Source organism: Hydrogenophaga sp. (assembly GCF_051860785.1).
Taxonomy (GTDB): Bacteria; Pseudomonadota; Gammaproteobacteria; order Burkholderiales; family Burkholderiaceae_C; genus Hydrogenophaga.
Genome location: NZ_JBIMLB010000009.1, coordinates 1 through 19,252 on the forward strand (window position 1 = coordinate 1; position 19,252 = coordinate 19,252).

At 66.6% G+C, this 19,252-nt stretch carries 22 protein-coding genes, 1 pseudogene and 1 riboswitch; of the genes and pseudogenes, 9 read left to right on the forward strand and 14 right to left on the reverse strand.

Translation table 11 applies throughout. The annotated features are described in order from the left end of the window. From ACTIF6_RS13180 to ACTIF6_RS13190, 3 genes and pseudogenes are all read right to left on the reverse strand, one after another. Positions 1 to 517, reverse strand: a pseudogene (locus ACTIF6_RS13180) (IS21 family transposase); the annotation flags it as partial. 489 nt (positions 518 to 1,006) lie between these two features. Continuing rightward, positions 1,007 to 2,587, reverse strand: a complete 1,581-nt coding sequence (locus tag ACTIF6_RS13185) for a hypothetical protein (protein ID WP_244386858.1) — start codon at positions 2,585 to 2,587, stop codon at positions 1,007 to 1,009. Continuing rightward, the gene (locus ACTIF6_RS13190; RefSeq protein ID WP_244386856.1) at positions 2,571 to 2,873 is read right to left on the reverse strand and encodes a hypothetical protein; all 303 of its coding nucleotides are present in this window, start codon (positions 2,871 to 2,873) and stop codon (positions 2,571 to 2,573) included. Before ACTIF6_RS13190 ends, ACTIF6_RS13185 begins: the two co-directional genes overlap by 17 nt. 140 nt (positions 2,874 to 3,013) lie before the next feature. Beyond that, a riboswitch (FMN riboswitch) is annotated at positions 3,014 to 3,168 on the forward strand. Between the two features lie 83 nt (positions 3,169 to 3,251). Between ACTIF6_RS13190 and ACTIF6_RS13195 the strand changes: the two genes are divergently transcribed. Beyond that, the gene (locus ACTIF6_RS13195; protein ID WP_244386855.1) at positions 3,252 to 3,746 is read left to right on the forward strand and encodes a 6,7-dimethyl-8-ribityllumazine synthase; all 495 of its coding nucleotides are present in this window, start codon (positions 3,252 to 3,254) and stop codon (positions 3,744 to 3,746) included. 157 nt (positions 3,747 to 3,903) lie between these two features. On the opposite strand, the gene ACTIF6_RS13200 is transcribed toward ACTIF6_RS13195, so the two are convergent. The 5 genes from ACTIF6_RS13200 to ACTIF6_RS13220 all read right to left on the reverse strand — a co-directional run bounded on the left by ACTIF6_RS13200 (position 3,904) and on the right by ACTIF6_RS13220 (position 6,214). Then, complete coding sequence (locus ACTIF6_RS13200; RefSeq protein WP_244386853.1) at positions 3,904 to 4,233, reverse strand: hypothetical protein; 330 nt, start codon at positions 4,231 to 4,233, stop codon at positions 3,904 to 3,906. A 71-nt stretch (positions 4,234 to 4,304) separates the two neighbouring features. Further along, positions 4,305 to 4,586 (reverse strand): hypothetical protein, encoded by a 282-nt coding sequence (locus ACTIF6_RS13205; protein WP_244386852.1) that lies wholly within the window; start codon positions 4,584 to 4,586, stop codon positions 4,305 to 4,307. 145 nt (positions 4,587 to 4,731) lie between these two features. Beyond that, entirely contained in the window at positions 4,732 to 5,187 is a 456-nt protein-coding gene (locus tag ACTIF6_RS13210; RefSeq protein ID WP_244386851.1) for a hypothetical protein, read from the reverse strand. A gap of 1 nt (position 5,188) precedes the next feature. After that, the gene (locus ACTIF6_RS13215; protein ID WP_244386850.1) at positions 5,189 to 5,479 is read right to left on the reverse strand and encodes a hypothetical protein; all 291 of its coding nucleotides are present in this window, start codon (positions 5,477 to 5,479) and stop codon (positions 5,189 to 5,191) included. 348 nt (positions 5,480 to 5,827) lie between these two features. Then, positions 5,828 to 6,214 (reverse strand): hypothetical protein, encoded by a 387-nt coding sequence (locus tag ACTIF6_RS13220; RefSeq protein WP_439588443.1) that lies wholly within the window; start codon positions 6,212 to 6,214, stop codon positions 5,828 to 5,830. Positions 6,215 to 6,570: 356 nt separating this feature from the next. Between ACTIF6_RS13220 and ACTIF6_RS13225 the strand changes: the two genes are divergently transcribed. The 4 genes from ACTIF6_RS13225 (at position 6,571) to ACTIF6_RS13240 (ending at position 9,278) form a co-directional block, all read left to right on the forward strand. Beyond that, on the forward strand, positions 6,571 to 7,602 hold the full coding sequence (locus tag ACTIF6_RS13225; RefSeq protein ID WP_244386846.1) for an alpha/beta fold hydrolase: 1,032 nt from the start codon (positions 6,571 to 6,573) through the stop codon (positions 7,600 to 7,602). Between the two features lie 204 nt (positions 7,603 to 7,806). Beyond that, positions 7,807 to 8,283 carry a hypothetical protein gene (locus ACTIF6_RS13230; RefSeq protein ID WP_244386845.1) on the forward strand — a complete coding sequence of 159 codons (477 nt, stop codon included), beginning with the start codon at positions 7,807 to 7,809 and terminating at the stop codon, positions 8,281 to 8,283. Positions 8,284 to 8,431: 148 nt separating this feature from the next. Continuing rightward, positions 8,432 to 8,758: a hypothetical protein gene (locus tag ACTIF6_RS13235; RefSeq protein WP_244386844.1), complete on the forward strand. Its 327-nt coding sequence runs from the start codon at positions 8,432 to 8,434 to the stop codon at positions 8,756 to 8,758. Between the two features lie 118 nt (positions 8,759 to 8,876). After that, the gene (locus tag ACTIF6_RS13240) at positions 8,877 to 9,278 is read left to right on the forward strand and encodes a hypothetical protein (protein ID WP_244386843.1); all 402 of its coding nucleotides are present in this window, start codon (positions 8,877 to 8,879) and stop codon (positions 9,276 to 9,278) included. Here the strand turns inward: ACTIF6_RS13240 and ACTIF6_RS13245 are convergent. The 3 genes from ACTIF6_RS13245 to ACTIF6_RS13255 all read right to left on the reverse strand — a co-directional run bounded on the left by ACTIF6_RS13245 (position 9,256) and on the right by ACTIF6_RS13255 (position 11,739). Then, positions 9,256 to 10,122, reverse strand: a complete 867-nt coding sequence (locus tag ACTIF6_RS13245) for a hypothetical protein (RefSeq protein ID WP_439588444.1) — start codon at positions 10,120 to 10,122, stop codon at positions 9,256 to 9,258. The two genes, ACTIF6_RS13240 and ACTIF6_RS13245, sit on opposite strands and share 23 nt — an antisense overlap. 184 nt (positions 10,123 to 10,306) lie before the next feature. Beyond that, entirely contained in the window at positions 10,307 to 10,807 is a 501-nt protein-coding gene (locus tag ACTIF6_RS13250; RefSeq protein WP_244386837.1) for a hypothetical protein, read from the reverse strand. A gap of 41 nt (positions 10,808 to 10,848) precedes the next feature. Then, positions 10,849 to 11,739, reverse strand: a complete 891-nt coding sequence (locus tag ACTIF6_RS13255) for an EamA family transporter (protein ID WP_244386835.1) — start codon at positions 11,737 to 11,739, stop codon at positions 10,849 to 10,851. 58 nt (positions 11,740 to 11,797) lie between these two features. On the opposite strand from ACTIF6_RS13255, the gene ACTIF6_RS13260 reads away from it, so the two are divergent. Continuing rightward, the gene (locus ACTIF6_RS13260; RefSeq protein ID WP_244386833.1) at positions 11,798 to 12,346 is read left to right on the forward strand and encodes a MarR family winged helix-turn-helix transcriptional regulator; all 549 of its coding nucleotides are present in this window, start codon (positions 11,798 to 11,800) and stop codon (positions 12,344 to 12,346) included. A 184-nt stretch (positions 12,347 to 12,530) separates the two neighbouring features. Here ACTIF6_RS13260 and ACTIF6_RS13265 read toward each other — a convergent pair whose 3' ends face one another. Genes ACTIF6_RS13265 through ACTIF6_RS13275 form a run of 3 tightly spaced genes read right to left on the reverse strand, consistent with a single transcriptional unit; the run spans position 12,531 to position 15,234 of the window. Then, positions 12,531 to 12,950: a hypothetical protein gene (locus tag ACTIF6_RS13265; RefSeq protein ID WP_244386831.1), complete on the reverse strand. Its 420-nt coding sequence runs from the start codon at positions 12,948 to 12,950 to the stop codon at positions 12,531 to 12,533. An 8-nt stretch (positions 12,951 to 12,958) separates the two neighbouring features. After that, positions 12,959 to 14,278 carry a S8 family peptidase gene (locus ACTIF6_RS13270; RefSeq protein ID WP_439588445.1) on the reverse strand — a complete coding sequence of 440 codons (1,320 nt, stop codon included), beginning with the start codon at positions 14,276 to 14,278 and terminating at the stop codon, positions 12,959 to 12,961. 5 nt (positions 14,279 to 14,283) lie between these two features. Beyond that, positions 14,284 to 15,234, reverse strand: a complete 951-nt coding sequence (locus ACTIF6_RS13275; protein ID WP_244386828.1) for a DNA/RNA non-specific endonuclease — start codon at positions 15,232 to 15,234, stop codon at positions 14,284 to 14,286. Positions 15,235 to 15,713: 479 nt separating this feature from the next. On the opposite strand from ACTIF6_RS13275, the gene ACTIF6_RS13280 reads away from it, so the two are divergent. The 3 genes from ACTIF6_RS13280 to ACTIF6_RS13290 are packed head-to-tail and all read left to right on the forward strand — an operon-like array spanning position 15,714 to position 19,239. Continuing rightward, positions 15,714 to 16,370: a hypothetical protein gene (locus tag ACTIF6_RS13280; RefSeq protein WP_244386826.1), complete on the forward strand. Its 657-nt coding sequence runs from the start codon at positions 15,714 to 15,716 to the stop codon at positions 16,368 to 16,370. Beyond that, positions 16,370 to 17,311, forward strand: a complete 942-nt coding sequence (locus ACTIF6_RS13285) for a hypothetical protein (protein ID WP_244386817.1) — start codon at positions 16,370 to 16,372, stop codon at positions 17,309 to 17,311. Before ACTIF6_RS13280 ends, ACTIF6_RS13285 begins: the two co-directional genes overlap by 1 nt. Next, on the forward strand, positions 17,311 to 19,239 hold the full coding sequence (locus ACTIF6_RS13290; RefSeq protein ID WP_244386809.1) for a hypothetical protein: 1,929 nt from the start codon (positions 17,311 to 17,313) through the stop codon (positions 19,237 to 19,239). Before ACTIF6_RS13285 ends, ACTIF6_RS13290 begins: the two co-directional genes overlap by 1 nt. The last annotated feature ends 13 nt before the right edge of the window (positions 19,240 to 19,252 follow it).

Sequence of the window (19,252 nt, forward strand, 5' to 3'; positions counted from 1 at the left end):
CGTGCGCCTGGCTGTAGTACGCCACCAGGCAGAAGGCGCGGCTGGCTGCCAGCTTGGTGTGGGCCACCTCCAGGCGGCGGCGCAGCCCGCCGATGAACAGGTACTCGCAGCTCCAGTCAAACTGGAACGCCTCCCCCAGTTCGAAGCTCAATGGGACAAACCCCGCGCCGCGCGCAGCGTTGCCTTGCTCTTGCTGCCAGCGCTGGGCAAATGCGTAGACCGGGCCTCGGCTACCGCCATAGCCCTGCGCCCGCAGCGCTTCAAACATCGCCTTGATCCCGCGACGATCGCGTTTGCTGCGGTGGCTATCGGCCTTGAGCCACTGGCTCAACTGCTCCTTGTACGGATCCAGGATGCTCGGTCCCGACACCCGCTGCGGGTATCGGGGTTCGGCCATCTGACCGTCTTTGAGCCACTTGGTGGCTGTGTTGCGCGAGATGCCCAGCCGCCGGCTGGCCTCGCGCACCGACACGTCCTGCCTCAGCACGAGGCGGCGTAACTTGCTCAATGTGCTCACGTTGATCACTCCTGCTCCCCCGCGCTGAAAAATTCAGCAGGATAGAGCGGCAACGTGGCTCAGATTTCAACGTGAAAGCGTCCCGAAATGGCCCAGCTTTGGAAATGAATCAACAACGTCAGCGAAAGGACCGTCGAATCCATGTTGGCCAACAACGGCGTGATTCCATCGCCTTGGCTGTCCGACTACGTGCAGGTGCGCGCACCCTATCCGATGGGTGTGTGAGCCCCGGGCCACCCGCAGAGTCTCGGCTGAGTGGCCTTTGAGCCTCATGGCAGATCGACAACGCAGGTAGTGACCTCCCGCCACGAGCAACACCGGCCCCCGCCAGGCGCTTCTCATCGCGCACACGACGCCCCAGGACAACGGCTTCGTGCGCTGGCGCGGCGCACAACTCACAGCCATGGGACACGAGGTTTGGGCTGACGTGACGCGCTTGCATGGCGGCATCTCAACTGCGCAAATGGGGACGTTCGTCGACCGAAGCGCTCAAAGGCTTGGTACCGCGTCGTCACCAAGCTGCATGGCCACAGGCCGCTCGGTACGCTCGCGCAGCACCGTCAGGGCGCGCCTTGCCGCCGCCAGACCGGCTCCATCGGTCGGGAGCCCCGCAAAGCGCAACGGACCGGTATCGCCGATCAACTGCCACAGCAGCCGCTGATACGCCCCTGCGACCGCGCACTCCGCGAAGCGTGTCGGGTCGAGCCCGATGGGCACGGATCGACCGCCCACGCTCATCAGCGGGGGAAGCCTCGCCAAGCTGGAGGCCTTGAGCGTGCCATAGACCAGTTCGTCCGCCCGATGGATCGCCGTCTCGCTGGGCGCCAGGAGCGCTGCGGGCATGAGGCGCCGCAGGTGCGTGGAGGCGACGTGGGCGTCGTGGAACAGGCGGCGCAGCGAACCCATCGGTGAGAGGTCCTGGGCATGGGCTGGCATGCGGGGCAGCCGGTGGTGGGTCGATTGCGGCAGGCCGGCCGCGTCCAGCAGGTCTTCGCAGTAGGCGCGCGTCTTGGCTGGCGTGAGATCGCAGAGGACGTCGACCGGTACCACGCCGACGCGGCGTACCGCCCGAATCAGGCGCAGGAAGCGCAGAGGCGGCGAGATGTCCAGCCAGGTCGGTCGACCGCCTTTCGCCTCCGGAGGGAAATTGCCGTCCATGGCCAGGCAGCCGGCGATGCCCAGCGTGAGCAGGGGCCGGGGCGCATTCAGGTCGAGGTGCGGACAGAAGTGCGCGAAGGCGCGGAAGGCATCGCCGTACTGCGTAGGCTCTTTGGATTCCCAGGATGCGACATGGGTGCGGTGCAGACGATCTGCCGACGCAGCGTCCCCGCGCCGGCGGAACGACTCCGCGGCGTGGGCGTAGGCCCAATGCTGGTCGAGCACCGCACAGCACTCGGCGATCGCGACGCTGGAGAGTTCGGGGTAGTCGCATTGGGCCAGTGCACGGCCATAGCTGCCGGTCGGCGCGCGCTCCCGCGCCAATGCCTTCAGCGCCGGGGGCGGCAGCATCGCCACCCGGCTGACGTAGGGGCCTGCCTCGGCGTACAGGACGGCCAGGCCGAACCGAAAGGCCGAAGGCTCCAGGCCGCCCAGCAGCCGGTCCGATTCCTCCAACTCATGGCGCAGCAAGCCCAGGCTCCACCAGTGCCGCTGAAGGAGGGCGCCGATCGGCCCGAACTCTCTTCGCTTCAGGATGCGGTGGCTGGGCGCCAGCTTCAGCACGACCTGGCCCTGCAGACGCCGGCTGGTGAGTAGCTCCACCTGTTCGGACGTGAAGAGGCCGATGAACGACTCTGCGATCTCCGAGCGCGCCTGGTCGATCCGTGCCAGGAATCGTCCGTAGGCGAAGGCATTGGCCTGGATCCAATGGGTCTGCTCATGGCCAACCAGTGCCGCGTACTCCAAGAAGTCGGCAGAGAAGGGCTGGCTGCCTTCTCCCAGGTTGGCGAAATCCTGCTCGCTCCAGCGCGCCTCTGGCACCACGGTGAAGCCTGTGTCGGGAAAATAGGCTGCATCTTCACCCGGCAGGGCGTGCGGCCGGGGAAAGAGCCAGCTAGTCGGCGGACTCATCCTTCTTGACCTTGGAGGCGCCGTACTTGGCGTGCAGCAGTTCGTAGACCTTGATCGTGAGTGCCTTCATGAGGTCGTAGGCGATGCCACTGGCTGCGGCGCCAGCGATCCACACCAGCACCGTCGTGCTCACGGGCTCGCCTCGGCGGGCTCCCGGTGCGAAAGGATTGTTCGCAGCCTTCGGCGCCGCCTCGATGCGCAGGGTGGCCAATTCCTGCGGCGTCAGCGCCTCCCTCAACGTCGCCTCGACCTCGGCAAGGTCGGCGCGCACTTCGTATCGCGGCATGGTTCCGTCCCGTTCTTGTTTGCCAGATTGCCCATCATGGTAGCGGGCTGCACTGCATGGCGGAGCGCATTGCCGAGTCGTCAGGTGCAGGAGTCATGTTGCACCGCACTACAATCTGGGTGCCGACCCTAATCGGTCGGCAGCGTTCTCAGGGCGGGGTGCAATTCCCCACCGGCGGTATCCGCAGTTCATGCGGGAGCCCGCGAGCGCCTGGTCCACGCCATGTGGGCCAGGGTCAGCAGATCTGGTGCGATGCCAGAGCCGACGGTCACAGTCCGGATGAAAGAGAGCGTAGCGAAGGCTGGGGCGCGCGCGAGCGGGCCGCGGCCTTTGCCTGCGTGCGCCCTGATTCTGGCAACCACTCTGCAAGAGTTTTCCATGGATCAGACCTTTACTTCCCCATCCGGCAGCGCCCCCACAGAGCAGGCGCGACGGGACATCCCACGTATCGCCATCGTCAGCTCGCGATGGCACGAGGACATCGTCAACAGCGCCATTGGTGCGGCATTGGCCGAACTGGAGCGCCACGGTATCTCGGCCGACCGCGTCCACCAGTCCAAGGTCCCTGGTGCCTTTGAGATTCCGCTCAGGGCACAGCGGCTCATTCAAAGCGGCAAGTACGACGCAATCATCGCGTGCGGGCTGGTGGTCAACGGAGGCATCTACCGGCACGAGTTCGTAAACTCGGCGGTGATCGACGGACTGATGCGGGTCCAGCTCGACACAGGCGTGCCGGTCTTCACGGCGGTGCTGACACCCCGGGACTTCCACGACCACGAAGAGCATCAGCGCTTCTTTCGTGAGCACTTCGTCAAGAAGGGCCAGGAGGTCGCCACTGCCTGCCTGGAAACGCTGGCGGACATGCCGGCATAGCGCCGAGCAGTTCGGCGGCGCGCGGTGGTCGCGCGTCCCTTCAGGACGTTCGGCACCGGCGCGCCCTTGGAGCGCAAGCCTGGGCCCAGACGCACGGGCGGAGCGCTGAGTCCCGGACTCATGCGCTCCGCGCGAGATTCGCCTGGCCCGACGGGGCTCAACCGGCGGCCCGAACGACAGCGGGCTGGTCGACGTAGTGCTCGACCACGCGGTTGCCGGCGTTGAAGCACTGGTCCAGGAAGATGCCTTCGATCATGCTGGCAGGAACCTCGATCGCGAGCAGGGCCAACTGGTCCGCCACCGTGTTGATGTCGGTCCAGTCATGCCCACGTGCGTCGAGACTGTCGAACAGGAACGTCTCTTCCCGTCCGCCGGCATCGTTGTCGTGCATGACGTGCAGGAACAGCTCGCGCAGCGGTCGGTCGTAGCCGGCAACCACAGTGATCTTGCGGTCGCCTTGGTGGAGGTGGATGAAGTGTCGGCTCATGGATTGCATCCTTGGTTTGCGAAGGTTGGTGGGCCGATGGCATCGGGGCAGCCCGGTGTGCTGCCTGGCCATCAGATGGAAGGGATCAGGTGCATGTCGATCGCGTACTGCACGGCGGCGGGCAGCCAGTCGCCATCACGCGGACGAGGCACGCTCGGGGGCTTCAGGTAGCCCGTTTCGATCGCATCGAGGACCGCGTCGTCCCAAAGCTCGAACACGACACGGCCGCGAGGCGTCGAGAGGGCGATGTGGGCGCGATCACGCTCGAACCAGGTGGTGCAGATGTACTCGTGGGCCTGGGTCTTCTCGAAGCCAGCGGACCGTGCTGGCTGGGGAGGTCGGTTGCATTGCATCGGATGTCCTGTCGAAGTTGCGAATGCGCGCGGCGCCCGCTCGGGCACTCCGCGCGGACTCGGGTTAGGGCACAGATGCATGCGCATCTGCGGGGGCCTGGGCAAGAAGCACCAGGCTTGGCTGCGAACTGGATCGGCCCGCCCCCTACGCCTTGGCAGGCCGGGGTGCGGCATTCACAAGGCGTGCGTCGGGACCGAAGTCCAAGCCGCTGATGAGGTAGTGCCGGCCCGTCGATGGGTCTCGCACCTCGATCGCGTGCGGTGAATGCAACCGGGTGACTTCGCACTCGCCCAGGCGCTGCGTGGCAACCCGGTCTCCGGGGCTCAAGGCGCCTTCCCTCGCGAGCCGCACCAGCCGCAGGGTTCCGGGCGGCACGGGCTCGAGCAGTGCCGGTTCGGTGTACGAGCCCACGAAGCGACGGCGGCAGATGTGCCGAGCCGACTCGCGGGTATGTTCGTCGACCGAGTCGCCATAGGAGCGCGCGTAGCTTGCGATGAGTTCGTCGAGCATGGCTTCGCTGCGCAGTTGTGCATCGGCGTCGAGGCGTTCGATCGCCACCTTGGCCCATAGGGGCAGGTACTGGTAGGGCGTCGGTCCCATGTCAGTGGCCCTGCGCCGGTGAGGATTCGACGAGCCGCTCGGCGGGCTCGGCACCGAAGCGGGCCAGTAGCCGGTCGATCTGCGGGATGCCGAAATCCCAGGGCTCCAAGTCGCGGCCGTTGGGGCGCACGCTTTCGGCCCGAACCACGCTGAGGGCTTCGACCTTGGTCTCGCGCAGCCGATACAGTCCCTCGTAGACGAGTTGGGCATCGTTGTCACCGAGCAGGGCCTCGAGGTCGACGGTGCGTGTGACCGGGACCGGGTGATGACGGTCGGTGGGTGACGGTTTCATGGTGTTCTCCTATGGCTGGAGGGAACACCGCTCCCAGGGAGACGGTGCTCCCAGGGGGAAAGAGTTGGCGGGATGAGCCCGCGCTGGGCAGGTGACGACTGCGACGCCCGGACAGGCCGGGAAGGCTTCCTTCACGGAAACGTGGCGAGCCCCCAGTGTGCGGCCCGCGCCATGAGCCTGGCGGGACTCTGGTGAAGCGCCGCCGGCAAACGGCCAGCATGGCGGGCGATTGCCGGTGGCGAATGCGGCAAGCGCTTGCCTGTCAGCCGGTGCGAACGGCGAATGAGGCGCTGCGTCGAACTGCGCGGCGGCGGACGACGGCTAGGTGTGCGATGCCACTGAGCCGGGTTACGCAGCCGGGACTGGCAACTCCACACAATCGGAACCGCACGCTCCGACTGTGACGGCAGCAGAGCGTTCTGCCGGCCTGTGCAGCACGGCTCGGCCAGGCGTGATCGACACGCTGTCTTCGCCGATCAGCGTGGCGCGCCCGTCAACGATCAACGAGTAGTCCGCGAGGGAGGTGGGTGGCCAGACGATGGCCACCTCGGGATGCGCGGCCAGATTAGTCCGCGTGCGGCGTCCAACGGAGTCGAGCACCAGGCGGCCATGGGCCAAACGGGGCAGGACAGCCACGGCGTGCGGTGCGCCTTCCCCAGGGTTCGTGAGCAAGTACGCGAATGCGTACCGAGCCATGACGTCGGCCAGCGTGGGTAGGTCTACGGGAATGCTCATCTTTGCCTCGCTTCGTGGTGGCAATTGCCATTGGGATCGTACCTCCACACCTCGCGCAGCATTGCGCGATGGGCGAGCCGTCCAACGTAGCGTCGGCCATTGCCATGATCGGTGCGACGAGATGCATCCGAACATGTGGCGCCTGGGCCCGCGAAGGCAAGCCTATCGAGTTCGGTATCCTCATTGCCCTGACCGCCAGTGTCGGCCGGATGGCTTCGGCGTTGGCTTGAATGCCTGTGTGGGCAACCTCGCTGGCGAGATCCTCCGAGTGGCAAGCCCAGACCTGGTGTGTTGCCTGTTCCGATCAACGATGCCTGAGAGGGCGTTCTTTGCGCCAATTGGTGGCGGTTATGACAATGAATGAAGTGAAGTCCCAGACTTGGCCTACGGAGGCCGGCATCTTCGAGGCTGGCGATCTCGCCCTGGAGTCTGGCCAGACTCTCGTGTCGGCCAAACTCAGCTGGAAGACGCATGGCACATTGGCGCCGACGCGCGACAACGTCATTCTCTATCCGACGAGTTTCGGTGCGCAGCACCAGGACCTCGAATGGCTCATCGGCCCTGAAGGCATTCTTGATCCCACGCGTTGGTTCATCGTGATGGTGGACATGTTCGGGAATGGCCAGTCATCGAGCCCCTCGAACAACAGCAGCTATCCCGAGCGTGTCTCGACCGGGGACAATGTCGATGCGCAGAAGGTCCTTTTGAAGAAGGTCTTCGATGTGGACAGGATCGCCTGCGTCTACGGATGGTCCATGGGCGCTCAACAGGCCTATCACTGGGCCTGTCGCCACCCCGATCAGGTTGAGCGGATCGTCGTCAGCTGCGGGAGCGCCCGCACCGCGCCGCACAACCAGGTTTTCCTGGATGGACTGATGGCTCTGCTGCGCGCGGCGCCCGAGCACGTTGGCGGTGGCCGATTCGATGGCGTGCCGACACCGACGTTGCACGCGTTTGGGCGCGTCTATGCCGGGTGGGCCCTCAGCCAACGCTTCTATCGAGAAGGGCTCCACATCACGCGATTCGGAGCGAGCGACCTTGAAGACTATCTGGCCACCCACTGGCAGCCGCGCTTCGCTCGCCGCCACGCATCCAACCTGTATGCGCACCTGACGACCTGGTACCACAGCGACATCAGCGACAACAAGCGGTTCAACGGTGACTTGGCCGCCGCCTTGGCCTCCATCCAGGCCCGCGTGCTGCTGCTGCCCGGTGCCACGGATCTCTACTTCCGGGCGGCGGACAACGAAGCCGAGCTCAAGCACCTGCGCAATGCGCAGTTGGTCCGCATTCCCAGCGCCTGGGGGCATTTGGCGGGGAACCCTCAGCGCAATCCAGAAGACGCTGCTTTCATCCGTGATGTGGTGAGGCGTTGGCTGCAGGAGTGACGAGCCCGTGGTCCTTCCTCGCCCTCGCCAGAGCGCACCGGTGTCCGTTGCCACCCGGGCCGAGCCGATCCAACGGGTTTCTAGGCGTGACGGCAAGGGATGCGGAGCGCCCGACGCAGCGCCGTTGATCCGCCCTTGAGCTCGGCGGGATGCGCGGGAAAGTCGCTGAGCGGCACAACTCGTGTCGCCTCACCGGAACTGAGCATGGGCTACCTCAACCCCCTATTCAAACTTCCTGCCGCTCAGAGCCTGCTCTTGCTGGCCGGACCTGAGAAGGCCGCGCTGGCGCGCCTGATGATGGACCTGCGGCGTCAGGCGAATGACGAAGCCGAGCGCGCCTGGAAACGCCGAAAAGGTCCGATGGCCTGCTACTGGAGGGCTGTGTCGACCTACGCGCGTCACGTTGCCCACGTGCTGGGTCACCTTGGGAGCGTGGCATCCGACGTCGACAAGGCCGAGATGAACCGTCTGCAGCAGGAGCTCGGCATTGCAAAGGGGCAGGTTGCCCTCCTGTTGGAGGCCGCTTCGATGGCGGTTCCGGCTGCCGTTCATCCATCGGACGCTTCGCCGGAAGGGTGGGCACTGCAGCTTCGCGCGCTTGCGAAACCTCGGCGCACTGTTGCCACACAACTGCGGCTCCCGTTGAACGCAGATTCCGATTGCGGGATGCCGGCAACGTGAGCTGCCGTGCGGTTGCCCCGCCGCGTGGCGTCGCGCAAGGAGGACTCGGTCGTGCTCGATCGGGCATCATCTCGGGTACGCGCAGGAATGCTGGAGCTGCGGCTCCATGACCATGGACCATTGGAATCGCGCGGGAGAGGAACGATAGATGCATCAACTCGACGCAGATCTGCTCCAGGCGTTCGTGGAACGCCTGAATGCGAAGCTCATGGAGGAAGCCCGAAGGCGCGCGGATGAATGCGGCCGGGGCCTCGAGAGACCGGAGGTCGGCGGCCTTATCGTCCAGAAGTACGGCTACGGCATGGCGGCCGCGGTTGAAGTTCTGGCGGAACTCCTGGACCAGCGCATTCCGGGCCAAGTTGAGCACGACGCGGCTGCGGCCACCGTCGACCCCGCGTGGCGCGAGAACATGCACCGCAGGTGGAGTGCGCGCGCGGGTTTGGATTTTTCTCGGCCACGTGCCGGCGAAGACTGATGGTCCCGGTTTGCGTTCCGAGGACGAAATGCGGCCCTCTGCGCAGCGGTCGTGGCCTGGTAGTCGACAGCCGATCTAACAATTCTGCGGGTTCTCCAACTGCGCAAGTACAACCACCATGAGTGATCGATTCGAGGCCTTCACAGTACTGCGGGACAGCCGCCCCGAGCCAAGTACATCGGATGTCCACGCGAGGCGCTCGGTTCGGCGCTGGCCGGGGCGAGTACGCCAGCCCCCCGGCTCTCCGACACAGGAGCTCCTGTCGTTCCTGCAGGAGCAGGGTTACCGTGAGCTCCGGCTGATTGGCGATGTGCTGTGCGGGTTGCACCGCTACAACTTCACGACCGGCCTGGCGGTCGGGCTGACGTTCGAATGCTACGAACGGCGTTATTGCTTTGAACACAGCGAGGACGCACTGCGGGCGCTGCGCGATTGGGACGGGCAGGGCCATCCTTCAGGGCCGTGGATCAAGTGCAAAGGGGCAGGGGTCGACCTGCTCAATCCTGCGCTGACGGCGTGAGCGCCCGGTATTCGACCGGCAACGGCGGCAGTAGAAGCATGGCGCGCAGGTCCGTCAGCGCGTCCGTCACGGCGGCCTCCAGGCTGATCACGCCCGAGAAGAAGGAACCGATGATCACGTAGTCCTGGTCGAGGGTATCGTTCAGGATGGTCTTTTCCCTGGCGGGCTCTATACCGCCGTCCACCGCCCACGACAGCGCGTTGTGCGCGAGCATGTAGCACCAGCGCAGGCACATGCCCTGTTGCGACTTGAGCTGTCGCGCGAAGGCGATCGATGCCCCGGCGCTCTCCATGTAGGCTTGGTAAATGCCGTCACCGATGTTCCGGGCGATGATGACCTTGGCCAGTCGCCCAGCTTGCGGATCCCTGCAGGCCTGCATCTCCTGCGGCGTCAGCTTGCTCCTGATTTCCAAGACGCGGGTGACGAGCTCTTCCTTCGCTGCGGCCGCGTTCAGGTCGTGCGCTTCGAAGTCGGCGCGCAGCGAGGGCATCGTCGCGCGAATCTGGGCCAAGGTGTCGTTGCCCTCTGATGCCTGACTGCCCTCGATTGCGCCCCGCAGCAACTGTGCGAACTCTTCCGGCAGCAGCTGATCGTGGCTGCTCTGCCCCTGGAGAAGCTCGATTTCACGGGCTTCCTGTACCGACAGCGACATGAAGCACCGCGAGGCGTGGGCCCGAAGCGGCGCGAGATTGCGGCGGAAGGTGTGCTCCCATTGCTCGCTCTTGCTCATCTCGACCAGGGCGGTATCCGGAAGCACCAGATTGGCTTGCGGGTTCTGGCGAAGAAAGTCGAGCAGCGCCGGCCGTTGCATCACGTTCTGATCGAGCACGAAGAACCCCTGCATCGGTTCGACCCTCTGCTAGGGCGCGTTCCTGCGCAGACGCCGCCTTGCGCTGGGCTGCGTGCGCGATAGGTCTTGCAATGCGGTTGGCGTCATCAGGAAATCATAGCGGTGCGCAGGTCACATTGAGGCAGAAGACCAAGCCAGATTGGCCAGGTATCGCCAGGACCAATCCGTGAGCGCGAAGTCAGGTCGCGTCCGTCGTTCGTGAGTTGACCTGCTGACGGCAGTTGGGGCCGACGATCCCGGCACGGAAGAAGTCTGCCACTTGAGAGTGGAGTCGGCGGACCTCCACGACGACCTCATAAGGAGAGCGCAGCCTTTTTCTCGTGAGGATGGAATTCCAAAGCGTTCGGTCTTGCCTGAACCAATGCCTTGTACTGCTACCGTTGCCGGTGGGATAAAGACACAGATAGACCGGTGCAGTACCCGGGCCGACGTCCCCTGGCCGGATGTGTTCGCCGCGGCAGAAGGTGCCCTTGGGGCTCACTTCGCCAAAGGCCAATTTGAATCGGGGACCGCCACCATGGTCCCATTGAATGCACACGAACTGCAATCTTTCGCCGCGCACGCGACGAAACGTGAGGGCTTCAGGTCCATTGCGTTGATCAACAACAAAACCGTCCGATTCCAACTCCGAAAAATAATGTCTCTTCAACTCACGTCGCAAGTCGGTCGTGTTTCCCATTTTCCTTTTCTCGGGCAAGGTTGCGAGCCGAGGGTACTTCTTCAAGACGCGGCCGAGCCTGCGGGTATGGAGGTCCATTGCACTGCCAGGACGCTGGTCAACACGACGGCCAGGCCGATGAAGGCCATGCCTGTCATGGACTGGCCTAGAACGGCCCAGCCGAGTACCACTGCCGTGAGCGGACTCAGAAGTCCCAACGATGCGACCCCGACCACCGGCAGCCGGGCAATGCCGCGAAACCACAGCCCATAGGCCAGCATGGCGCCCGCGAGGCATAGGTAGGCGAATGCAGCCCATTGCGCGGTCCCGAGTGCCGGCAGAGGTGCATCGACGAGCCACGCAAGTGGCGACAGCATCAGGCCGCCCAGCAGCAACTGCCAACCCGTCAGCGCCAGAACCGGCATGTTCAGTTGCCAGCGGCGCGTGAGCCACACACCGGCCGCCATGGAAGCGGCGCCCGCCAAGGCTGCGCCGATGCCCACAGGCTCGAACACGGTCTGAGGCGACAGCAAGAGCGCCGCCATGCCGGCGACGCCGGCGATCGCTGCGAACAGCGTGGTCCGCATCGGCGACCTGCCGTCAACCACCCATGCCAGCGCCATCACGAGCAAGGGCTGAATGGCACCCAGCACTGCAGCTAATCCGCCGGGCAAGCGATAGGCTGCCACAAACAGCAAGGCCTGGAATGCGCCGATGTTCAGCGCGCTCAAGACCATGAGGCGCAGCCATTGCTGACGCTTCGGAAACTGGCGCTGCAGCAATACGAGCAGCAGCCCTGCCGGCAGCACCCGGATGAGCGCGGCCGTGAAAGGCCGGTCTGGCGGCAACAGTTCCGACGTGACGATGTAGGTGGAACCCCAGATGACGGGTGCAGTGGCCGTCGACACGTAGTCGTGCCAACGCGGTGATGAGGTCGAGGCTGGCACGGTCATTTATCTTCGCATCAAGATAAAATGGATACTAACTCAAATTACCTTGAAGTCGAGACATATGGAGCCGGGAACTGCAGGACGTCCTTGCGATGCCGTGGATGCCATCCTCCGGCAATGGGCGCGCGAGCGGCCAGACCTGGATGCCAGCCCGATGGGACCCATTGGCCGCATCAATCGCTGTGCTGCGTTGCTGGGACAGCGCCTGGATGCAAACTTCGCGAAGTTCGACTTGAACCTCTGGGAATTCGACATGCTTGCCACACTGCGGCGAGCGGGTGCTCCTTACCGCTTGAGTCCGACAGCGCTGTTCTCTACCTTGATGGTGACCTCGGGCACCATGACCCATCGTCTCAAACGACTTGAAGCGAGTGGGCTTGTAGAGCGCATGCCCAACGAGCACGATGCGCGCAGCATGCTGGTGCAGCTAACCTCCAGAGGACTTGAACTCATCAACCGTGCCGTAGGAGTCCACGTCGAGGAGGAGCGCAAGCTCCTCGAGGCATTGCCTGCAGTCGCTCTGGCTCAGCTGGATGCGCACCTGTCGACTTTGCTACTGAGCCTTGAGGGACGCCCCGCTGGCGCTGATGTTCCCGATGCAAACGATTGATGCTGGGGGGCTCGCTCTCGCCATCGGCGTGCCGATGGGGGGCACTGGCTGGGCTGGTGGTTTCGGGACGGCCGGACAATCGCCATCCGGCATCCTGTTCCGGCACCGGAGAGACGATCTTTTCCTTGGCTCGAAAAAAGCTCGTGCCCCAGGTCAGGGCCTACCTGTCAGCAATGGACGGGCTTCAACCCGCCTTGAGCTTCATGCCCGTGACCTTGGCGGAGCGCAGCAGATGCTTCACGATCTCCGTCGAGGCCAGGACAGTGGCCACCCCGACATTGGCCGCCGTGGACAGGATCTGGTAGTCGCCGCTCGCCGCGGCGTTCTCGACTTCCGCAGCAACTTCCTCGGTGAAGGCGCGCTCGCGGGCGCTGCCAGGCCGATTGGTCACCTTGAATTTACCAAAGCCGGAATGCTTGGTGTCCAGCTTGACCAAGACGGTCAGAGGAGCCTCGACGTCGCCCTGGACGATCGCGCGGCGCAGGGCCGGGTCGATCTGCTTGGCGGTCATGCCGGACGAGCGCGCACCGTGCGCGGGCTTGCGCACGCCACTGCCGCGCGAACTGGTCGGCGCGGCGCTCGACAGGGTGGCAGACTTCGGCATGTGAAACACTATACCTCAGAAAGCAATTTTCGTGCGTCCAGGATGCCGGCGCCGCCGCGCAACGCATCCCAACTGGCCGGCCGCCTGGCAGTGCGCTTGAGCAAGGCCTTCCACTCGGCCGGGGTGCGTTCCGGCGCGCGCTGGCGCAGCAGCGCCAGCACGGCCGCGACGTGGGGGGCGGCTGTCGAAGTGCCCGTGGAGAGGGCGAACTCGTCGCCTTTGCCGGCCGACAGGATGTCCAGACCGGGAGCGCACAGATCGGGCCGCGCAGAGCGGCGCACCGTCGCGCTGCCGCTGAACGCGCAAACGCGGCTGCGGCCATCGACGGCACCCACGGCGATCACCCCGGCATAGTTGCCGGGGCTACTGGTCTTGCTCGGACCGTCGTTGCCGACCGCGGCAACCACCGCGATGTTCTGGTCCACCAGTTCCTCGATCACCCCGAGGTAGGAGTCGTTGTACCGGGCATCGCCGAAGCTCAGATTGAGCACCTGGGGCCGCTCGCCGACGATCCAGTTCAACGCATTGACGACGATCTGGTCCTGCTCGCCACGCGACGGCGTCGGCTGCGGAAAGATCTGTACGCTCACCAGCCGAGCCAAGGGGGCGATGCCCACGCGCAATCCGTCGACCTCGCCCCCGACCAGGGTGCCGGCCGTGTGCGAGCCGTGGTGCACCAGGGCGCCGATGTCCGTGTCCCGGGCGCGAGCCCGGGCAATGCGGTTGCCATCGGCGCCGAAGGCCGCATAGCGCAGCCGCTTGGCGGACCGCAGTCCATCGAACGCTGGGTGCGTGGCATTGATGCCCGTGTCGAAGTGCCCGATGGTGGCGCCTTCCCCGAGCAGGTCCTGATCCCACAGCGCCGGCACCCCGATGCGATCGAGCGACTTCGCCGGCCCTTCGCCCAGGTCGGCCGGCGCGGCGGCGCGGTAGCGCAGCGGTGCGACCAGCGGGACGAAATGCGGGATGGCGATGACCTTGCGCACGCCGGGGATCTCGCCCACTTTGGCGAGGTTGGCCGGATCGACGGCCGCCATGACCGCTCCGAGGTTCTCGAGCACCACGGCGCCCGCCTGGGGAATGGCTGGTGCCGCGAGCGGTGCGAGACCAGCGGCGCCCGCTTGGTCGGTGCGGCACAAGGGATCGAGCAGGAGGGCTCGGGCTTCGTGGCAGACCTCCTGCGCGCGCTCACCCATTGTCTGAAGGTTCGCATCGAGCGCGAGGGGCGCCGGGCCGCGATGGGCTTGCTTCTCAACAAGGACGAGCACACCCACGCGGGCACCGCGCTCGGCGGCTCGGGCAACGGCGGGGTCGATGGTGGCGCTCATGCAGTTCACTCCGTGATGAGGTCGGCTGGCTTGCGCAGGCGGCGGTAGACGTCCACCGTGTCGAAGGCCAGCGGCGCCAGGCGGGTCGAGCGCTTGCGTGCGTAGACATCGACCGTCTTGTCCGCCAGCGCGCCGAACGACAGTCCCGTCTTGCTCTCAAGCTCTTCCACGGTGGTCTGGTAGCCCTGGATCGCGGCGGGCACCGCGTCGAGCTCGACCGCCAGCGGCTGGACGGTCTTGGACTTGAGCAGTTTCGCCACGGCTTCGTCTTGCTTGACGAAAAAGCCAAGGGAGCGCAGCTGCGGCCGGGACTTGCCCACCGTCCAGGCCACGACTTTCCAGTAGGCGAGCGGGATGTTCACCCCCCTGTAGGGTGGGTCGGCCGTCGTGAACAGACAGCCGGAGAACACGCTGATCTGCTGGTCGCGGGCGTTGGCGGTATCGAGCACGTGATTCTCGACCTTGGCCCACCATTGCTTGTTGAGCTTGGGCACCTGGGGCGTGCAGTTCGTGAAATGGAAGGAATCCGCTTCGCCGCGCGCGGCTTCGTCGTCGTCGCTGCCCCAGGCAGGATCGAGCCGGCGTACCAGGTGCCCGCGCTCAAAGCCCGATTTCTTGTAGAACGTGTCGTTCACCTGGTGGGCGACGTAGGCCTTGTCGTCGCGCTTGTCGGCCCACCAGACGTCGGCGGCTCGGTTGCCCAGCCGCCGTTCGCTGGCCCCATCGATGTTCACGGCGGTCCAGAAGGCGAACTTGCGCTCGGGGTGGAGCAGGACCGAGAAGTGCTCGTAGGCAAGCACTCCCAGCGTGGCCGTCTTGCGCAGCGCCTTGCCGAGCTTCGGCGCGGGAACACGCAGGGCCAGGAAGTCGGGGTCGTAGCCCTTGCGGTTCTGGTAGTCGGGGTCCAGCTTCACCCACGACAGGGGTTGGATCAGGTTCTGTTTCTTCGCACCCATTCGCATCTCCTCTCCGTACCGATGCACACATCGGCCTGTAACTGAAATTATCACTGCGGACAGGTGCCGCCTGCACATCGGTCAGCGGTCGCCTTGGGACGATGGCAGGTCAGTCGGGCGCGTTCATCCGACCCATCACGCATCCCATGCCGAACGGCTGAATGGCTGCCGCAGCTTGGCAGGGCCAGCTTTCGCATCGATGGTCGGCGCTCCCTGCCAACTTTTTGCGGGTGACACGTTGCGGTGCATGGTCCATGCGCTATCGGTGGTCTGCAGGTGAGCTGCATCGATGCAGCACCACGCACCGGCGGGCGCGCGACGGCCTTGACCGAACCGGGCCGGCCACCGCGCCGTCGTCGCTGGTGCGGGGCAGGTAGCGCGCGCCGCTGGCGGCCGGTCTCTCGCGATGCGGGCGTCATCGTGCAGTGACCTTGAAGAGACGGGGAGGGCTCGTAACGTGTTTGCGAAAGGAGCCCGGCATGAAACCGCACACTCTGCAACCCTCGGCCCGCAATGGGACCAGCGCACCATCGCTCAATGGCTTCGGTGGCCTGTCCACCGGCATCCCCCTCAAGACGCCCGACCATGCCGGCCCCCCGGCCCACGCTAGCGAGCCGCTGCCACGCTGCCGGCTGTGCACCTGCCTGCTCGGCGACGAGGATGATGACGATCCCACCCTCGCGCTGTGCGGCGCATGCAAGCGCCGCCCGGAGGCGCGCCGCCTGGGGCTGCCCGTGCCGGCGGCGCAGCAACGCGCGGTGCCGGCCGCGCACCGACCTGCCCGCGAGTTCACCGACGCCGAGCGCGCGCTGATCCGCAAGATCCACGGGTTCATGCCTGCACAGCAGCTGCTGGCGCTGCTCAACGAGCGCCTGGCCTGCGACCTCGGCCCCGATGCCACGCCGTACAGCATGGAGCAACTGCATGCCGCCATCGGCGGCCTCGCATCCCCGCCGCCAGCCGGCGGCCACGGCTGGGCCGCGCAGCGCAAGCTGATCGCCCAGGCGCGCAAGGCCGGCCTGCTCGACGCGATCTCCGAGCAGCTCATCGACGACTTCGCCGTCGTCTTCTCGCTCAACCCCAAGCAGGTTCTGGTGCTGCGCGACACCCTGCTGCAACCGAAGGAGGACGCCTGATGTCCCACGCCGTCATCCAGCGCGACGAGATGTTGACCGCCCAGCTCGACCTCGGCGGCGCGCCGATCGACCTCGCCGAATACGCCACCACCGGGCTGCTGGCCGTCGCGGTCGGCCCGCGCGGCATGGGCAAGACCAACGCGGGCTTGTTGATGGCCGAGCAGCTCGCGGCGCAGGGCTGGGTCAGCGTGCTGATCGACCCGGAGAGCGAGATGGAGTCGCTCTACGGCGCCGCCGTCCGCGACGCAGAACACCTGGGCAGCCTGCTGGAGACCCGTGAGCAGCCCATGATCGTGGTCACCGCCCGCGACGCCACCGAGTTCCTGCCCTACGGCCGCGCCATCCTCGACGCCGCCGAGCGCATCCGCAAGCCGCTGTTCGTCGTGATCGACGAAGGCCAGTTGTTCAGCGCCACCAAGAAGCGCAAGGAGGACGTGGGCGAGGCCGCCGAGATCATCAACGAGTTCGCCGGGCGGGGCCGCAAGCGGGCGCTCGACCTGTTCATCACCGCGCTGCGCTACACGGGCACGCTGCACCGCTCGATCTTCAGCAACAAGAACCTGACCTTGATCGGCTGCCAGGAGGACCCGACCGCCTGGGCCGCGCTGGTACCGCAGTTCAAGGCGTCGCGCATCGAGTTCAACGACCTCAACGCGCTGGCGCCGGGCGAGTTCTTCTGCTTCTCGCGCCGAGGCGTCGAGAAGGTCAAGATGCCGATGGCCCAGGCGCTGCGCCAGGTCGCACCGAAAGCCCGGGCGGTGCGGCGCTCGCTGCCCGCGACCTATAGCCAGTGGGACCGGGCGATGGGCGAAATCCCGACCGCGCGGCTGCGGGCACTGACCGATCCGCTGGTGAGCCTCCTGGGCGCCATCGCCGGGCTGTCGAGCCAGCAGATGATGGCCGGCGCCTGCGCGCTGCAGGACGAACTGGAGACGCGCTGATGGCCCCGCAGGACCCTCCGCAGGCCGATTGGCGCGCCTTCGTGCTGACCCACGGCTGGCGGGCCGCCGGGCATGAGCTGGCCGCGGTGCTCGGTGTGCCGCAGGAGGCCGTCGAGGCGCTGCGCCGGACCGGCGCCTGCACGCGGCGCGAGCAGGCCCACGACTTTCCGGCGCTGTTCGCGCTCTGGCACGGCCGCCCGCCCGCCGACGAAGACTGGCCTGCGCCGCGCAAGGCGGGGCAGGGCGGCTACGAGTGGCAAGCGCCCGAGGTCGCGCTGCTCGCCAGCCTGGTCGGCCAGCTCGGTGCGGGCGAGATCGCCGGGGCACTGACGGCACGTCTGCGCGAGCGCACCGGGGATCCAGCGGCGGAACGGACGGTGGTCGCCGTGCAGGTGCGCATCAACCTGATCGGACTGCAGTCCGGCGACGTGCTGGGCGGCATCACCGTTGCCGACGCAGGCCGCGAGGCAGGATCGACCGCGGTGGTTCACCAGGCCATCCAGAAGGGCACGCTGGCTGCGCACAAGGTGGGCCGGCTGCTCGTGATCCCGCACGAGGCCTGGGCCGCCTGGAAGGCCCGGCATGCCGCGCCGCCCGAGGGCTGGGTGCGCCTGTCCACCCTGCGCCAGCCCCTGGGCATCCGCTCCGACAAATTGTCCGAGTTCGCCCGCATGGGCTACGTGCCGGGGGCCGTGCGCTGCAATCCCTTCGGCGTACCGGGGCCCTCCACCCAGTTCGGCACCTGGTACATCGACCCGAAGACGGCGGGCCGGTTGCTCGCCGACCGCCGCGCCGGCCGTCCCATGCCCTGGCACGGCAAGCCCTTGCTGGACAACCTGCGCGTGACCTACAAGCTCTGGGCGCAGCGCCGGCATCCCGCCACCTGCGCGACCTGCGCCGCGATCTGGGGCGAGGCTGGCCCACCAGCGGACTTCGAGGACTACGTGGCCCGCTACCCGGCGCTGGCCCATGGCGCCAAGCGCCACCTCACGCTGCCCTGGAGCCCGGGGCTGACGGTGGCCGAAGTGGCGGCCCAGGCCGGGCGCAGCCAGGCGCACGTGCGGCGCGCCATCCACAACGGTGTGCTGGCGGCAGCCCCGGTGGACGGCCAACTGCACGCCACCCGCACCGATGCGACGCGCTGGATCGCGCGCGGGTGCCCGAGCGGCGACGGCGAGAAGTCCTGGGTCGCCGTCGAGACGGCCTGCCGGCAGTACCTGTTCACGCCGCGTGAGTTGCAGCGGCACATCGCCGAGGGCCGGCTGCAGCACAAGGAAGGCACTGCGGGTGCGATGCGCGGCACTGTCTACGTGCTGCGCCAGCAGTGCGCCCAACTGCGCGAGACCCAGGGCTTCAGCGAGGAGGAGGCCGCGCGCCGTGTTGGCGTGACCGTTGAACGGCTGCGCGTGCTGCTCGAAGGCTTGACTTGGCGCCGGGCAGAAGGCATCCCGCTGGTCACCGTGCAGGCCGCCATCAAGCGCCGCGAGTCCCAGGAGGGCCACACGCTGGAAGAGGCGGCCGATCTGCTGGGCGTGCCACTGGCCTGGGTCAAGGCCCGAAAGCGCGACGGCACCGTTCGGGTCGCGCAGGCGCGTTGGGACCGGCGGCGGCAGTACCTCTCGGGACCGATGCTGGAGCGCTTGCGCGCGGCGTTGTGCCAACCCGCAGCGCCAGCGGCCCCGGCAGGCGAGGATTGGCTGCGCCTCAGCGAGGCCGCATCGGAGGCCGGGGTCAGCGCGGCGACGCTGCTGCGCTGGGCGGATGACGGCGAGCTCGCGAGGAAGCAGGCCCCCAGCGGCTACCGCTACCACCGCGAGGCCGTGCGAGCGCGCGCACGGCAGTACTGGGCGACGGTGCGTTTCCATCGTGCCGTGCCGCCGTCTTGGCTGGCGGCCGAGGGCTGGGTGCGCGAGCCGATCGCGGCGTGAGAGACAAGCCACG

Coding starts and splice junctions, on each gene's coding strand:
- ACTIF6_RS13260 (WP_244386833.1), top strand. CDS start 11,798: ATGGAGCCGGGAACTGCAGGACGTCCTTGCGATGCCGTGGATGCCATC.
- ACTIF6_RS13275 (WP_244386828.1), bottom strand. CDS start 15,234: ATGGGTGCGAAGAAACAGAACCTGATCCAACCCCTGTCGTGGGTGAAG.
- ACTIF6_RS13270 (WP_439588445.1), bottom strand. CDS start 14,278: ATGAGCGCCACCATCGACCCCGCCGTTGCCCGAGCCGCCGAGCGCGGT.
- ACTIF6_RS13200 (WP_244386853.1), bottom strand. CDS start 4,233: ATGAGCCGACACTTCATCCACCTCCACCAAGGCGACCGCAAGATCACT.
- ACTIF6_RS13210 (WP_244386851.1), bottom strand. CDS start 5,187: ATGGGACCGACGCCCTACCAGTACCTGCCCCTATGGGCCAAGGTGGCG.
- ACTIF6_RS13235 (WP_244386844.1), top strand. CDS start 8,432: ATGCATCAACTCGACGCAGATCTGCTCCAGGCGTTCGTGGAACGCCTG.
- ACTIF6_RS13225 (WP_244386846.1), top strand. CDS start 6,571: ATGAATGAAGTGAAGTCCCAGACTTGGCCTACGGAGGCCGGCATCTTC.
- ACTIF6_RS13245 (WP_439588444.1), bottom strand. CDS start 10,122: ATGCAGGGGTTCTTCGTGCTCGATCAGAACGTGATGCAACGGCCGGCG.
- ACTIF6_RS13230 (WP_244386845.1), top strand. CDS start 7,807: ATGGGCTACCTCAACCCCCTATTCAAACTTCCTGCCGCTCAGAGCCTG.
- ACTIF6_RS13220 (WP_439588443.1), bottom strand. CDS start 6,214: ATGAGCATTCCCGTAGACCTACCCACGCTGGCCGACGTCATGGCTCGG.
- ACTIF6_RS13290 (WP_244386809.1), top strand. CDS start 17,311: ATGGCCCCGCAGGACCCTCCGCAGGCCGATTGGCGCGCCTTCGTGCTG.
- ACTIF6_RS13240 (WP_244386843.1), top strand. CDS start 8,877: ATGAGTGATCGATTCGAGGCCTTCACAGTACTGCGGGACAGCCGCCCC.
- ACTIF6_RS13205 (WP_244386852.1), bottom strand. CDS start 4,586: ATGCAATGCAACCGACCTCCCCAGCCAGCACGGTCCGCTGGCTTCGAG.
- ACTIF6_RS13215 (WP_244386850.1), bottom strand. CDS start 5,479: ATGAAACCGTCACCCACCGACCGTCATCACCCGGTCCCGGTCACACGC.
- ACTIF6_RS13185 (WP_244386858.1), bottom strand. CDS start 2,587: ATGAGTCCGCCGACTAGCTGGCTCTTTCCCCGGCCGCACGCCCTGCCG.
- ACTIF6_RS13265 (WP_244386831.1), bottom strand. CDS start 12,950: ATGCCGAAGTCTGCCACCCTGTCGAGCGCCGCGCCGACCAGTTCGCGC.
- ACTIF6_RS13190 (WP_244386856.1), bottom strand. CDS start 2,873: ATGCCGCGATACGAAGTGCGCGCCGACCTTGCCGAGGTCGAGGCGACG.
- ACTIF6_RS13255 (WP_244386835.1), bottom strand. CDS start 11,739: ATGACCGTGCCAGCCTCGACCTCATCACCGCGTTGGCACGACTACGTG.
- ACTIF6_RS13250 (WP_244386837.1), bottom strand. CDS start 10,807: ATGGGAAACACGACCGACTTGCGACGTGAGTTGAAGAGACATTATTTT.
- ACTIF6_RS13285 (WP_244386817.1), top strand. CDS start 16,370: ATGTCCCACGCCGTCATCCAGCGCGACGAGATGTTGACCGCCCAGCTC.
- ACTIF6_RS13280 (WP_244386826.1), top strand. CDS start 15,714: ATGAAACCGCACACTCTGCAACCCTCGGCCCGCAATGGGACCAGCGCA.
- ACTIF6_RS13195 (WP_244386855.1), top strand. CDS start 3,252: ATGGATCAGACCTTTACTTCCCCATCCGGCAGCGCCCCCACAGAGCAG.